Genomic DNA, 210 nt, shown 5'->3' with positions numbered 1-210 from the left:
TAATAAGTGGCGGAACGGACGGGACTCGAACCCGCGACCCCCTGCGTGACAGGCAGGTATTCTAACCAACTGAACTACCGCTCCACCGAATTTCTTTGTCACCACCCGGATTTTCATCCCGGCTTACTGCAATTTGATGCCTGGCAGTTCCCTACTCTCGCATGGGGAGACCCCACACTACCATCGGCGCTACGGCGTTTCACTTCTGAG

At 55.7% G+C, this 210-nt stretch carries 1 tRNA gene; it reads right to left on the bottom strand.

The annotated features are described in order from the left end of the window. Nucleotides 1-7 precede the first annotated feature (7 nt). Nucleotides 8-84, bottom strand: a tRNA-Asp gene (locus OGV69_RS00075). Nucleotides 85-210 lie beyond the last annotated feature (126 nt).

It is taken from the genome of Citrobacter sp. Cc139, from assembly GCF_030334645.1.
GTDB lineage: Bacteria > Pseudomonadota > Gammaproteobacteria > Enterobacterales > Enterobacteriaceae > Citrobacter > Citrobacter werkmanii.
Note: the sequence above shows the minus strand (reverse complement) of the source record. Positions and strands in the feature narration are given on the sequence as shown.